Source organism: Pseudomonas entomophila (assembly GCF_029193575.1).
Lineage (GTDB): Bacteria > Pseudomonadota > Gammaproteobacteria > Pseudomonadales > Pseudomonadaceae > Aquipseudomonas > Aquipseudomonas entomophila_G.
Window position 1 is genome coordinate 117,035 of sequence record NZ_JARGCS010000008.1, and the last position, 13,128, is coordinate 130,162.

General features: G+C 65.1%; 12 protein-coding genes and 1 pseudogene. 10 read left to right on the top strand and 3 right to left on the bottom strand.

What is annotated here, in order from left to right:
• Positions 1-22 precede the first annotated feature (22 nt).
• Complete coding sequence (locus P0Y43_RS02130; protein WP_275635646.1) at positions 23-1,147, bottom strand: mechanosensitive ion channel family protein; 1,125 nt, start codon at positions 1,145-1,147, stop codon at positions 23-25.
• 196 nt (positions 1,148-1,343) lie between these two features.
• On the opposite strand from P0Y43_RS02130, the gene P0Y43_RS02135 reads away from it, so the two are divergent.
• A complete protein-coding gene (locus P0Y43_RS02135; RefSeq protein WP_275635647.1) occupies positions 1,344-1,640 on the top strand; it encodes a hypothetical protein in 297 nt (98 codons plus the stop codon).
• A gap of 35 nt (positions 1,641-1,675) precedes the next feature.
• A pseudogene (locus P0Y43_RS02140) lies at positions 1,676-1,852 on the top strand (DUF72 domain-containing protein); the annotation flags it as partial.
• A 53-nt stretch (positions 1,853-1,905) separates the two neighbouring features.
• Here the strand turns inward: P0Y43_RS02140 and P0Y43_RS02145 are convergent.
• The gene (locus P0Y43_RS02145) at positions 1,906-2,370 is read right to left on the bottom strand and encodes a hemerythrin domain-containing protein (protein ID WP_275635648.1); all 465 of its coding nucleotides are present in this window, start codon (positions 2,368-2,370) and stop codon (positions 1,906-1,908) included.
• A 318-nt stretch (positions 2,371-2,688) separates the two neighbouring features.
• Here P0Y43_RS02145 and P0Y43_RS02150 point away from each other — a divergent pair, with 318 nt between their 5' ends.
• Genes P0Y43_RS02150 through P0Y43_RS02160 form a run of 3 tightly spaced genes read left to right on the top strand, consistent with a single transcriptional unit; the run spans position 2,689 to position 3,630 of the window.
• A complete protein-coding gene (locus P0Y43_RS02150; RefSeq protein WP_275635649.1) occupies positions 2,689-2,922 on the top strand; it encodes a PLDc N-terminal domain-containing protein in 234 nt (77 codons plus the stop codon).
• Between the two features lie 8 nt (positions 2,923-2,930).
• The gene (locus P0Y43_RS02155) at positions 2,931-3,089 is read left to right on the top strand and encodes a hypothetical protein (RefSeq protein WP_275635650.1); all 159 of its coding nucleotides are present in this window, start codon (positions 2,931-2,933) and stop codon (positions 3,087-3,089) included.
• Positions 3,090-3,105: 16 nt separating this feature from the next.
• Positions 3,106-3,630: a hypothetical protein gene (locus P0Y43_RS02160; protein ID WP_275635651.1), complete on the top strand. Its 525-nt coding sequence runs from the start codon at positions 3,106-3,108 to the stop codon at positions 3,628-3,630.
• Between the two features lie 71 nt (positions 3,631-3,701).
• Here the strand turns inward: P0Y43_RS02160 and P0Y43_RS02165 are convergent, their stop codons facing one another.
• Positions 3,702-4,616, bottom strand: a complete 915-nt coding sequence (locus P0Y43_RS02165; protein WP_275635652.1) for a LysR family transcriptional regulator — start codon at positions 4,614-4,616, stop codon at positions 3,702-3,704.
• Positions 4,617-4,822: 206 nt separating this feature from the next.
• Here P0Y43_RS02165 and P0Y43_RS02170 point away from each other — a divergent pair, with 206 nt between their 5' ends.
• From P0Y43_RS02170 to P0Y43_RS02190, 5 genes are all read left to right on the top strand, one after another.
• Positions 4,823-5,845 (top strand): zinc-dependent alcohol dehydrogenase family protein, encoded by a 1,023-nt coding sequence (locus tag P0Y43_RS02170; protein ID WP_275635653.1) that lies wholly within the window; start codon positions 4,823-4,825, stop codon positions 5,843-5,845.
• Between the two features lie 521 nt (positions 5,846-6,366).
• On the top strand, positions 6,367-7,725 hold the full coding sequence (locus tag P0Y43_RS02175) for a hypothetical protein (RefSeq protein WP_275635654.1): 1,359 nt from the start codon (positions 6,367-6,369) through the stop codon (positions 7,723-7,725).
• The gene (locus tag P0Y43_RS02180; protein ID WP_275635655.1) at positions 7,725-9,083 is read left to right on the top strand and encodes a PLP-dependent aminotransferase family protein; all 1,359 of its coding nucleotides are present in this window, start codon (positions 7,725-7,727) and stop codon (positions 9,081-9,083) included. The genes P0Y43_RS02175 and P0Y43_RS02180 overlap by 1 nt, the downstream gene beginning before the upstream one ends.
• A 78-nt stretch (positions 9,084-9,161) precedes the next feature.
• Positions 9,162-10,817 carry a VRR-NUC domain-containing protein gene (locus P0Y43_RS02185; RefSeq protein WP_275635656.1) on the top strand — a complete coding sequence of 552 codons (1,656 nt, stop codon included), beginning with the start codon at positions 9,162-9,164 and terminating at the stop codon, positions 10,815-10,817.
• The gene (locus tag P0Y43_RS02190) at positions 10,814-13,075 is read left to right on the top strand and encodes an ATP-dependent DNA helicase (protein ID WP_275635657.1); all 2,262 of its coding nucleotides are present in this window, start codon (positions 10,814-10,816) and stop codon (positions 13,073-13,075) included. Before P0Y43_RS02185 ends, P0Y43_RS02190 begins: the two co-directional genes overlap by 4 nt.
• Positions 13,076-13,128: the final 53 nt, after the last annotated feature.

Here is a 13,128-nt window from a genome sequence, read left to right on the forward strand (position 1 = left end):
GTGCGAGGACCGCCTCAAGCTGTCACGCCCCTCTGATGCCCATGCCTTCGCGACCCAGGCCGTGCACGCCGGCTTCTTGCGGCAATGCCGTGACCTTGATCGCACGCACCGGCACGGCGAACTTGGCGCCGATTTTCGAGAACCGTTCGAGCAGCTTGAAGTTGATCGCCTGCTGGATGTCCATGTACAGGTTGTAGCCGGGGTCCTTGACGATGTAGACGCATTCGAACTCCAGCGCCTCCTTGCCGAACCCGCGCAGGTGGGCGCGGTCGAAGCGCACCAGCTCCTGAGCCTTGATGGCTTCCTCGACGATGCCGGGCGCTTTCTTCACGGCCTCGGTGGGCGTGTCATAGGACAGCCCAAATTCGAACACGATGCGGCGTTCCTGCAGGCGCTTGTAGTTCTGGATGGTGCTGCTGATCATGCTGGCGTTGGCCATGACGATCTGTTCGCCGCCGAGGCTGCGAATGCGTGTGGTCTTGAGGCCGACATGCTCGACGGCCCCGGCCAGCGGCCCGATGACGATGAAGTCGCCGACCTCGAACGGCTTGTCCACGGCGATCGATAACGAAGCGAACAGGTCGCCGAGGATGTTCTGCACGGCCAGCGCCACCGCGATGCCACCCACGCCGAGGCTGGCGACGAAGGCGGTGATGTTCACCCCCAGGTTCGACAGCATCGCCAGCAGCACCACGGACCACAGCAGTACCCGCGCGCCCCAGGCGGACAGGGTGGCCAGCGCGCTGCCCTGGTTCAGGCTGTCGCTGCGCTGGCGAGCGAAGTAGCGGCTCAGGCCCAGGCCGATGGCGCGGTTGGCCCACAGGCCGATCTGCAGGGCCGCGACCACGAACCACAGGCTGCTGACCCGGGTCAGCCAGCGCTCGGGCAGGTCGAGCACGCTCAGGCCCACCAGCAAGGAGGCGAGGAACAGCAGGAAGTTGCTGGTGCCGGACAGTACCTTGGCCAGCACCTGGCTCAATGGGCCATCGTGTTCGGACCAACGCCGTACCCGGTGCAGCAGGAAACTGATTGCCGCGCGGCAGACCAGGAAGGTCACGATGGCGACGGTCAGCGCCAGCAACATATTGAGGATGGAAATACCGAATACGGTGGTGTCGGTGAAAAGAGCGATGATGCGGTCGTTCATGAGTGCCTCACCTCTGGGTTTTCTCGATTGATTTTGCCAAGGTTCTTTTCTAGGACGTCCAGAGAGCTCCACAGGTCGATCGGATTTCACAAACACACTTCGATAGCCAGGCCGGCTGTCCGATGTTGTCGTTTGATTTGGAGTGATGGCGCGCGGCAGGTGATCTACCGCTGACAAGGGCGCAGAGGGCAGGCAGATGAAAAGACGAGGTGAAACCTACAGACAGTGGCGCGACCCGATCCTGCACCATCAAACCCATGAGGAAACCCTCGGCACTGGCACCTGCCTCGACGTGCAGACGCGCTTGTCGCGAACCGGCGCAACCCAGTTGTTCATCGGTGTCTATCGCGCTGACGGCTCGGTCGTGTGCGAGCAAATCCACGCTCAGCGCGCCGGTGAAACGATGAGCCGGGCGCTGGTATGGGGTGTGGGGTATGCCAGACGTGTCGCGGGCGAGGGTGAGGCATTCAGTGTCGAGCTGGCCGGCGACTGAACCCGCTTAGGTGTGAGTGACGATGGAGTGCTTTGATGATTTATCTCGGTTGCGCAGGTTGGAGCCTGTCCCGCCAGTACGCCGATGCTTTTACGCATTCCGGCAGCCATCTGCAGCGCTACGCGGCCCGCTTCAAGGCGGTGGAAATCAACAGTTCGTTCTACCGGCCCCACCGTCCCGAAACCTATGCGCGCTGGGCCTCGTCCGTGCCGCTGAGCCGCTCAAGCCCTCGCCTGCGCGCCCGGAGAGGGCGCGCAGGCGAGGGTCACGCTGCTCGTTGCTCGCCCTTGAGCAGTTTTTTCTGCGCTTCCATGGCTTGTCCCATCGCTTCCAGTTCCTGCTTGCCCAGCAGCTTGCGGGCAGTCGGGAAGAGTTCGCTTTCCTCCTCCTCGATGTGGTGTTCCAGCAACTCCTTCATCACCTTGACTCGACCGGCAAATTCCACGGTTCCGGTTTCGGTGTGCAACAGATCGGGAATGACCAGCGAGTCGACGGTACGGTGTTCTTCCTTGGCTTCGTAGTACATCTTCGCTTCTTCCTTGCCGCCCGCCTGCTTGATCGCCGGGTACAGGATCTCTTCCTCCAGAGCCGTGTGGATGCTGACCTCCTGCTTGATCCGCGCAAGCAGTTCGGCGCGCCTTTTCACCGCGCGCTCGGTGGTCGAGGACAGTTCTTCAAGTAGTTTCTTCACCAGTTGATGGTCCTGGATCAGCAGTTCGATCGCATTCATGAGGCACCTCTCAGGGGCTGGAAAAATCACGGTTGCCAGCAGTTGAATGGGCCGCAAGCGGGAAGGTTCAACGCGGATGACCAGCGCACAGGGCGGCATCCGTCGACGGCGAGGAAAGGGTCACGGTCGTGGGAATCGGGAGATGTGAAGACATTATCGAAGAGTGGCGCGGGCTGTGCGTAGGGACTTTGAACTCACACGAACCACTCATCCTGGCCGGGCAACAGCGCATGAACTTTGTCAGGCGCGATGGCTTCACTCTAGTAACGGGGCCGTGATGTAAGCGCGGCTCTCTACCGAGCAGAGGAGAGGGCGGCCATGAGTGAGCCTGTAACGTATTTCTGGATCGCCGTGGCGGCGATCATCCTATTGGTCGATCTATGGGCGATCGTCAGCGTGTTCCGCAGCGACAAGGCCGACGTGACGAAGGCGCTGTGGGCAGTGCTGCTGCTGGCGCTGCCCCTCGTCGGCCTGGCCATCTGGGGTGTCCTGGGGCCGCGAGGCATCAAGCGCGGCACCGGGCCTTCGTCACCGGAACACAGCAAGGGGTAGCGGCAGCCATGACGCAATCAGAGAAGGACAAGGCCGTCGACCAGGCCAGGACGACGGGTGAGCAGGAACGTGACAACGACGCTCGACGCCCGGATGGCTCCGGTGGTACTTCGCATGATTCGACCGCGCAGAAAGCTGCGCGCGAAGAGGGCCGGCACAAGCATTGAGAAAAAGGCGCACAGCATGCCGCGAATCATCACTCCCGCCACGCCTGAGCACGAAATCAGCGAGCATAACGCCCGCATGTTCGGCTCACCAAAGGAACGACTGGATTTCTATCGCGGTGAAATCCAGTACGAGACCAGCATTCTCGCCAACCGAACCGACGCCTACCTTGCCGCGCAGTCGTTCCTGGTGATTGCCTTCGTGTCTTCGATGGGCAACCTCAATCAGAGCTGGGGCGAGATGTTCACCCTGGTCGTTCCGCCCTTTCTCGCCTTGTTGGGCGTGTTGAGTTCACTCAATGCCTGGCCCGGTATTCGCGCCGCATACAAGATCATCGAGCATTGGCAGTTGAAACAGAGCCATCTGCTGCGCAGCGAGCCGTTGATGGGGCTGGCCTATGACGAATCGCCGCTGTTCAGCGAGGCGGAAACATCGCAGGCCGGGCACCGCAAGTCGTTGTTGTTCTCGCTGCGTACGCCGTGGATATTCCTGGGGTTCTGGGTGATCCTCGGTGCTTATGCGGTGTTCATCCAACTGGCATGAGCGGCGGCGCTCGGGATGGCGCCGCCGAGCCCCGCTGCGCATGGTTCGGCGTCGCCTTCGGCGGAACAGGGTTACAAGCTATCGGGGTCGCCGAAGAACATCTGTATCCGCGACCGCAACCAGCGCTCCGCCGGGTCGTTGTCCTGCGCCCCTCGCCATGCCATGTGCAGCTCGAAGCTGCGCACCTCGATCGGCAAGTCCTCGGCCCGCAGGCCGCCGCCGGCGGTAAGGGCGTCGGCGGTGTAGTCGGGCACGGTGGCGACGATGTCGGTGCCGGCCAGCAGGCTGCCCAGGCCGTTGAACTGCGGCACGGCCAGGACCACGTGGCGCTTGCGGCCGATCTCGTCGAGGGCTTCGTCGATGAAGCCGGAGAGGTCGCCGGCGAACGACACCAATGCATGGGGGCGGGCGCAGAAGTCATCGAGGGTGATGGCGCCGGGCACGCTGTCGGCGCGCAGCAGCTTGGGCATGCTGCGGCGCAACACCTTGCGCTTGGCGTTGGCCGGCAGCTCGCTGGTGTAGCTGACCCCCACCGAGATCTCACCGGAGGCCAGCAGGGTCGGCATCAGCAGGTAGTTGACCCGCCGCACCACCAGGACGATGCCCGGCGCTTCGGCACGGATGCGCTTGAGCAACTGCGGCAGCAGGGCGAACTCGGCATCGTCGGACAGGCCGATGCGAAACACCGAGGTACTGGTGGCCGGGTCGAACTCGGCGGCGCGGCTGACCGCCGTGGAGATCGAGTCCAGTGCCGGAGACAGCAGCGCGAAGATCTCGTGGGCGCGCGCGGAGGGCTCCATGCTGCGGCCGGTGCGCACGAACAGCGGGTCGTCGAACAGGTTGCGCAGGCGCGACAACGCCGCGCTGATCGCCGGTTGGCCGAGGAACAGCTTCTCGGCGGCGCGGGTCACGCTGCGCTCGTGCATGAGCGTTTCGAACACGATCAGCAGGTTGAGGTCTACGCGGCGCAGGTCGTTCCGGTTCATCGATGCGTTTCGCCTAAAGTGGGGCAGAGGTGAATCTTAAGGCCAAAGGCTGCTACCCTGCACGGGTTTGCGGGTGCCAATGCATGGATTTGCCAGGAGCCCAATCAATGACAGGCATGTCGACTATTAACAGCCACTGATGGTCTAACGTGCAAAGCCCGGATAAAGTCCGTGGTAATACGAGTTTCACAAAGGCGAGGTATGCGATGTCCCGCATGATCCGTTTCCACAAGTTCGGCGCGGCCGATGTGCTCCGTTGCGAGGAGCAGGCTGAGCCGTTCCCGGCGATGGGCGAGGTCCAGGTACGTGTCGAGGCGATTGGTATCAGCTGGTACGACGTGCTCTGGCGGCAGAACCTGGCGCCATCACAGGCTCACCTGCCCGCGGGGATCGGCCATGAAATGGCCGGGGTGGTGACGGCGGTCGGCGAAGGTGTCGACGATATCGCCGTGGGCGACCGGGTCGCGAGCTTCCCGGCCACCAGCCCCAACGAGCATCCGGTGTATGGTGACGTGATCGTGCTGCCACGTTCGGCCATCACCCGTTACCCCGACAACCTCACGCCGGTCGAGGCCAGCGTGCACTATACGCCGCTGCTGATCGCCTATTTCGCCTACGTCGACCTGGCGCGGGCCAAGGCCGGGCAGAGCGCGCTGGTCACCGATGCCAGCCACTGTGCGGGCCCTGCCTTCGTGCAATTGGGCAAGGCGCTGGGCCTGAAGGTGTTCGCCGCCACCAAGGAGCCGGAGCAGCGCGAATACCTGCTGGGCCTGGGTGCCGACAAGGTGATCGTCACCGAAGAGCAGGACCTGCTGATGCAGATCGGCAAGTACACCGATGGCCGTGGCGTCGACATGGTCCTCGATGGCATGGGCGGCCCGCAGATGTCGCTGCTGGGCGATGTGCTGGCGCCGCGCGGCAGCCTGGTGCTTTACGGGCTGCAAGGCGGCAACCAGACGCCGTTCCCGGCGTGCGCGGCATTCCAGAAGAACATCCAGTTCTACGTGCACTGCATCGGCAACTTCACCGGCAAGCCGGAACTGGGCATCGCCCAGGATCAGGTCGCCCTGCAGCGCGCATTGCGCGATATCAACCAGTTCACCGCCGACAAGCTGCTGACGCCACAGATCATCAAGGTGTATCCCTTCGAGAAGGTCGTCGAGGCACACCGGCACATGGACGACTGTCCTTGTGGCGGGCGCGTGGTGCTGGACATGGGGCCGCGTTGATAGCGCTGCCGAGTGTGATGGGAAAACCGGGCCTGGCCCGGTTTTTTTATGGGTTTGCCGTGGCGGCTGAACATATGATTGGCGGCAATGAGGGGCAGTTTCGGATTTTTCCTACTCCAGTAAACTATCTCGCTGACAGATATATATGTTGTTTCCTGATTCTGGACTTGCCGTGCGCAGCGTAATCTTTGACAAGTCGTAAATGTCCAGAGGGTTTGTTGGCCTCGCTGTTAAGCTGAATGGTTTTTTTACTTTGATCTGTATCTTTTATTCATCTCGCAACGCTTGATAATGGCCCTGTGACAGTTTTTTGCGGGCGCTTGGTATTGGCGTGAGGCGTCAAGTACGCAGGTCATGTCACGGGCGGTAGAAGGTTGATGCTTGTGGTTTGACGGCGGCAAAGCGTCAACTCAAAGTTTACTAATAAGTTGTAGGAACTATCTCTAGTTTGATGTCGCTATTAAATATGTTCGCCACCTTGCGAACCGTTGTACTGCCGTATTGGATGACGGGGTGACTTTATGAGCAATATCCACGACCAGGCCATGCACTATATCTACCAGCAGGTGCTACAGCGCCTGCTGGATCATATGACCCAGGCACAGCGGGCCTCTGTGCAATTGCTCGTCCAGCGGCTATTGGTGGCGGCCGGAGGGCTGGAGTACATCGGCGGCTTTCGCCTGCTGATGCTCCACGGCAGCGACCCACGCAGCGCGCGGTTGCTGGCCATCCTGCGGGCGGCGCAGTTGAGCATCGCCTTGCGCGGCCCCGAGACGTTTCGCCTGCGCGTCGTGATCGGTAGCCAGCCTGCGTTGCGTGAGGAGATATTGCGCGAGCACGATCGGGCCTTCAGTGCGTTGTTCCTGCATGACGACCCACGGGTGCAACTGCTGATGCTCAAGGCCGGGCAGGTGCTGCCGTTCACCGTCCGTGGCGATGAAACCGAGGGTTGCGCACCCGCTGAGCGCGAAGCCCTGCTGCTGTTCGGTCACCTCACGGGTGGGCGCCCCGAGGCCTTGCTCGGCAGTCGCCTGCACCTTGAGCTAGCCGATGCCTACGGCCGGTTATTGGCCTGGGACGGTGGTGACAGCGCATTGGTAACCGCCATGCCGGAGCGCCAACGCCGACGCTTTCTGGCCTGGAGTCGAGCCAGCCTGCGGGTGGTCGGGTATGGTGGCCTGCATGGCGCACAGCCCTGCGTGGGTACCTTGTGCGCCTCGCTGGGGCGCCTGCGCGCACTGGCGGCGGCGCCACTGGAGCGGCCCGAGCCGGTCACGCAGGTGAGCGAAAATACCCCCACGCTGCGGCTGATCCCGCTCGATGACCTGTTGCAGCCCATCAACGAGGGCGAGCGGCTGCTGCAGATGCTCGGGCACAGCGACACGGCCTTGGGCGGTGGTGCGGCGTTGGCGACCTTCTTCGACCCCACGCCACTCGCGCACCTGCAAGCGCTGCGTGCGCGACTGCTGCAGGGCAAGGACGAAGGGCTGTGCTCGCAGCTTTGGCAGGAGCAGGCCCGGGCGCTGTTCGAGCAGGGCTATGGCATCGGCGACACGCAACTGGTTTGCCTGCTGTTCACCCCCTTCGTCGACCGTGGTCGGGGCTTGGGGCACTTCGTGCAACGTTGCCACCCGAACATGCGCGTGGCCTTGCCCTACCTGCACCGGGCCTTGCAAGGCAAACCCTGCCCCGAAGCGGTACTGCGCTGGTTGATCGAGACCAGCGGCCTGAACCTGGCGCAACTGCGTGCCCTGTACCTGGGCAGGGTGGCGCAGCCGGCATTGCAACTGCTCAAGGCATTGGCTCGGCGTGACTCGCGCCTGAGCTTGCTGGCGCAACGGCCCTTGTGCGTCGAGGCGAAGGACCGGACGGCGATCTGATGGGGCGCTCGGCGCGCGGCGAGTTCGCCTACCAGGCGGTCTATCGTTACCTGGAAACCTTGATTGCCCAGGCCGGGCAGGGCGGTGCCCGGCGCCTGCCTTCGTTGCGCGACCTGTCGCGGCGCCTGCGGGTGTCGCTGGCCACCGTGCAGAACGCCTATTCCCTGCTGGAACACGAGGGGCGGGTGACCTCGATGCCGCGTTCCGGTTACTTCGTGCGCCTGTGCCCGCACGATGTCGAGCCGATCACCCACGCGGCTAGCTCACCGTTCAGCTTGCCCCCGCTGGTGTTACCGGCGTTGGAACGCATGCTGCTGGCCCATGAGCGACGTCTGGCGCGCCAGGCCATGCGGTTGCCGGCGAGCAATCGGGCACCCGGCAGCGCGTCGCTGCGCCAGGTGCTTGCCGCGCGTCATACCCGTTCTTCCAGCCAGTGCTGGAATGCCGACGACGTGCACCTGGCCTGTGACGTGCAGGCCTTGCTGCACACCCTGGTGGGCGCACTGGCGCTGCAGGGCGCCACGGCGTTGGTGGCCACGCCTTGCTGCTGGCGTCTGTTGCAGGGGCTGCGCCAGGCCGATGTGCGGGTGCTCGAAGTGCCCCTGGACGGTTATCTGGACCTGAACGTGCTGGAGTGGCTGTTGCTGCATGAACCCGTGCGTCTGTTGCTGCTGCCGTCGTGCCTGGCCTCGCCGACCGGGCGGCTGCTGGCCGTGCACGAGCAGCGCAAGATCGAGCACCTGCTCGACCAGCACGCCGTCTGGTTGCTGGAGAACGACCTCGACAGCGAACACTGCTTCGCCGCGCCGCCCAGCGCGCGCCTGCGCGATGGGGTCGATCCGCGGCGGCTGCTGGTGCTGGGCTCGCTGGAAAGCGTGGTTGGCGTCGAGGCGCCCTACGCCTATCTGTTGGGACGCCAGCCCTCGGTGCGTGAAGCCTTCGTCCGGCGTGCCTTCGTCTTGCCACCGCTGCGCCAGCAGGCGGTCGCCTTGCTGCTGGGCCGTGGCGATGTCGACAGCCAGCTGCAAGCGCTACGCGACATGCTGGCCACGCGCATGGGGCAGTTGTGTCGGGAGGTCGAGCGCCGGTTGGGCGACCATCTGATCTTCCAGCGCCCGGTGGGTGGCAGGGCCCTATGGTGTCGCGTGCGTCACCCGGTGGATGTGCGCCAGGTGGCGGTCGCCCTGGCAGGCAGCGAACTGGCGGTCGCGCCCGGTGACCTGTTCAGTCTGCACGGGCACTATCACCAACACCTGCTGCTGGCTTGGGGCGGTGATGAGCCTGCGCAGTTGCAACGGGCGATCGAGCAACTCGGGCAGGTATTGCAGCGCCAGCTCACCGCGACGACGCAGGGCTGACCATCGGTCCGTGGCGCTTGCCAGTGAAGCGGGTCTGTATGTATAACCAGTGCACTCACCTGCTGCCGATGCCTTGCCGTGATCGCCCATTCCGTCGACGACCCTTTCTATTACCTGCATAACTTCCGCCAGGTGCTGGCCTGGGTCGAACAACGCTACGCCGACCTGCTCGACCCAGAGGCGCTGGGGTTCGTGCAGGCGTTCGCCTCGTTGCCGCAACCAAGCCAGGCACTGCTGGTGCGCATGGTAATGCGCAAGGGCGAGCTGTTTCGCAGTGACCGGCTTGCCTACACCGAGATTGGCGACACCGTGGCGGCACTCGGCCCTTTGCTGACGCTGGGTTGGGCCTGCGACCAGCCGCGGCTGGGCGTGGCAGCGCTGTGCGGCCTGCTGCGCAAAGACGAACTGGCGCACTGTTTCGCCGGCCAGTTGAGCCGTCCCCGGGCGCCCAAGGCCGAGCTGGTGCTGCAGTTGCAGGCCTTGCAGCTGGTCGAGCAGCCCTTGACCGAGTGGTTCCCCGACGCGTCGCTGCGCATCGTGCACTGGCGCCTGCAAACGCTCTGCGACCGTCTGCGCCTGTTGTTCTTCGGCAACCTGTACCAGGACTGGTCGGAGTTCGTGCTGGCCGACCTGGGGGTGTTTCGTTACGAACAGGTGCCGTTCAGCGCCGACTCCCGGGCGTTGGGCGAGCGCAGCGAGGTTGACCTGGCCATGGCCTTGCATGCCTGCGCCGAGCGTCTGGAGCAGGGGGAAGCGCCGGCACAGGTGCTGGCGACCTTGCAGGGCCTGCACAGCGACAACCCCTGGTTGGCGCGGCGTCGCTCGCGGCTGCTGTTCAGCCTTGGGCAGCAATGCGAGCGTCTGGGCGACTGGGACTTGGCCCTGGCCGTGTATGAGGGCTGCATGCACCCCGAGGCCCGCATCCGGCGGGTGCGCGTGTTCGAGCGCAGCGAGCAGTGGGCCCAGGCCCAGGCCCTGGCCCTGCAGATGGCCCAGTGCCCGGCCAACCCCCTTGAGGCCCAGGCCCTGGAACGCATGCTGCCACGCCTGGCGCGCAAGCTTGGCGGGCCGCCTCAGCGCCGCCGGCCAGCCGCGCCACTGGAGCTGATCGAGCTGGAATTGCCACGCGAGCACGCGGCGCTGGGGGTGGAGGAGGCGGTGCGCCAGCACTTGGCCGAGGCCGGTGGCGAGGTGCATTACGTCGAAAACACGCTGTTCAACAGCCTGTTCGGCCTGTTGTGCTGGGAGGCGATCTTCGCGCCCCTGCCGGGGGCGTTCTTCCATCCGTTCCAGGCCGGCCCGCAAGACCTGCACGATGACGATTTCCAGCCACGCCGCGCGGCGCTGTTCGACGCCTGCCTGGGCAGGCTCGACGACGGCAGCTACCGCGCCGCGATGCGCCAGTGCTTCGTCGCCAAGCAGGGGCTGCAGTCACCGTTCGTATTTTGGCAGGCGCTCAGCGCACAGCTGCTCGACCAGGCCTTGGCATGCCTGCCGGCAGCGCACTTGAAACAGTGCTTCCTGCGCTTGCTGCAGGACATCCGCAACAACCGCGCCGGCATGCCCGACCTTATCCAGTTCTGGCCCGAAGAAGGGCGCTACCGCATGGTCGAGGTCAAGGGCCCCGGTGACCGTCTGCAGGACAACCAACTGCGCTGGCTCGACTTCTGCCGCCAGCACGGCCTGCCAGTGGCGGTCTGTCATGTGCGCTGGCGCGCGGAGACCGCGGCATGATCAAGAGCGTCGCGGTGCGCGCCCTGTGCGAGTTCAGTGCCAAGGCTGGGGACCTCGACCTGCGTTTCACCCCGTCGCCCAGCGCAATGGAGGGGATCGATGGTCATCGCCGAGTGGTGGCGCGGCGCGGGCCCGGTTATGAAGCCGAGGTCGCGCTGGAGGGCGAATACCAGGGGCTGCGCGTGCGTGGCCGCGCCGATGGCTACGACCCTGCGTGCAACCGCCTCGAGGAGATCAAGACCCACCGCGGCGACCTGGGCCGCCAGCCGACCAACCACCGGCAACTGCACTGGGCCCAGGCCAAGGTCTATGCCTGGCTGCTGTGCCAGGCGCGAGGGCTGGCGAGCATCGAGGTGGCGCTGGTGTACCTGGACGTCGACAGCGACCGCCAGACGCTGTTCAGCGAGCAGCACGACGCCGACGCGTTGCGTGGCTTCTTCGAAGCCCAGTGCCAGGTGTTCCTTGGCTGGGCGCAAGGGCAGGGGCGCCGGCTTGCCGAGCGCGACCTTGGCTTGCAGGCCCTGAGCTTTCCCTACCCGGCGTTTCGCCAAGGCCAGCGGCAACTGGCGGAAACCTTGTACAAGGCGGTCAGCACCGGGCGTTGCCTGATGGCCCAGGCCAGCACTGGCATCGGCAAGACCCTTGGTACGTTGTTCCCACTGCTCAAGGCCATGGTCCCGCAGCAACTGGACAAGCTGTTCTTCCTCACTGCCAAGACCCCAGGCCGTGCCCTGGCCCTGGATGCCCTGCGCCAAGTCACCGACGCCAACCCGCAGCCGGCGCTGCGCACCTTGGAGTTGATCGCACGGGACAAGGCCTGCGAATACCCCGAACGTGCCTGCCACGGCGAGTCGTGCCCCCTGGCCCAAGGCTTCTACGACCGCCTGCCGGCTGCCCGCGAGGCCGCGGCCCGGGTGCCCCTGCTGGATCGCACGGCCGTGCGCGAAGTTGCCTTGGCCCACCGGGTGTGCCCCTATTACCTGAGCCAGGAGATGGCCCGTTGGGTCGATGTGGTGGTTGCCGACTACAACTACTACTTCGATGCCCACGCCTTGCTGTTCGCCTTGGGCCAGGCCAACCAGTGGCGGGTCGCGGTGCTGGTGGACGAGGCGCACAACCTGGTCGAGCGCGGCCGCGCCATGTACAGCGCAAGCCTCGACCAGGGCCAACTCCTTGGCTTGCGCCAGGCCAAGCCGAGGGGGCTGGGTAGCGCGCTGGAGCGGCTTAACCGCCAGTGGAATGCGTTGTTCAAGGCGCAACGGACGCCGTACCAGGCCAGCGACACGTTGCCCGACACCTTCCTGCGCGCCCTGCAACACTGCATCGGGTTGATCCAGGAGCGCCTGGAGCAGGCCCCCGCCGAGCAGGACCCGGCGCTGTTGCAGTTCTACTTCCAGGCCTTGCAGTTCAGCCGGGTGGCCGAACTGTTCGATGAGCACTTCCTGTTCGACATCAGCCTGCGCAATGGCCCGCGCCGTCGCCAGCTGGCCACCCTGACCCTGCGCAACGTGGTGCCGGCACGCCTGCTGGGCCCACGGATGAGCGCCGCGCGCAGCGTCACGCTGTTCTCCGCGACCCTGGGGCCGCGGCACTTCTACGCCGACCTGCTGGGGATGCCCGCCGACACCGCGTGGCTGGAGGTGGCGGCGCCGTTTCGCGCCGAGCAGTTGCAGGTGCGCATCGTCAGCCAGGTCTCGACCCGCTACCAGCAGCGCCAGGCGTCGCTGGCGCCGATCGTCGCGCTGATCGCCGAGCAGTATCAGCGCCAGCCGGGCAATTACCTGGCGTTCTTCAGCAGTTTCGAATACCTGCAACAGGTGGCCGCGCTGTTCGCCGAGCAGCACCCGGGGGTGGCGCACTGGTGCCAGGCCCCGGGCATGGACGAGGCGGCACGCGAGGCGTTTCTCGCGCGCTTCGTGGCGGACGGGCAGGGCATTGGTTTCGCCGTGCTCGGCGGCGCCTTCGGCGAGGGGGTCGACCTGCCGGGAACGCGCCTGATCGGCGCGTTCGTCGCCACCCTCGGGCTGCCTCAGGTCAACCCGGTCAACGAGCAGTTCAAGCAGCGCCTGGGCCGCCAGTTCGGCGCCGGGTTCGACTACGCCTACCTCTACCCGGGGGTGCGCAAGGTTATCCAGGCCGCCGGTCGGGTGATTCGAGGTGACCAGGACCGTGGCGTGTTGCTGCTGATCGACGAGCGCTTCGCCGAGGCGCGGGTGCGGCAGATGTTTCCCAGTTGGTGGGGGGTGGCCAGCGGATAGAGGCTGTGGGTGTCTGTGCCCCGCGATGGGGCCGGCACTGAATTTCCACTACC